Source organism: Alcanivorax profundi (genome assembly GCF_003597125.1).
GTDB lineage: Bacteria > Pseudomonadota > Gammaproteobacteria > Pseudomonadales > Alcanivoracaceae > Alcanivorax > Alcanivorax profundi.
The window spans coordinates 1-448 of the sequence record NZ_QYYA01000117.1; the positions used below are offsets into that span (position 1 = coordinate 1).

The window sequence follows — 448 nt, forward strand, 5'->3', positions numbered from 1 at the left end:
CTTCCTCATGATCGTATGCTTCAAGTTCTTCCATATAGATTGAAATATGTTCATCAAGACGCTTGATTCGGTCATCGAGTTTGCTTAGAGTAAGGTTGTTGTCTTTAGCATTTACAGCCTTAAACTTGCTTCCATCAATAGAGATGTACGACTTAGAAAAGAGCTTCAGTCCCATACAAAACTTGTTGAACTCTTTAAAAACTTTAGTAATAGCCTTCTTGTTGTCCTTGCGGAAATCGGAGATTGTACGAAAGTCAGGAGTCAGCTTGTTGAGCAGCCACATTACCTCTACGTTACACTTGCACTCACGAGCAAGTTTGCGAGAGGAACGTACCTGATAGAAGTAACCATAAATATAGAGTTTGAGGAGATCGCGAGGATCATATCCGGGAGTACCAGTCTCTGCAGGAGTACTGCGGACGAATCCCAGTTCATCCATTTTGAGATT

1 protein-coding gene is annotated in these 448 nt (G+C 41.5%); it reads right to left on the reverse strand.

Going from position 1 to position 448, the window contains the following annotated elements; translation table 11 throughout:
* The coding region (locus tag D4A39_RS19210; protein WP_147393968.1) for a transposase at positions 1-448 on the reverse strand (448 nt) is incomplete at both ends.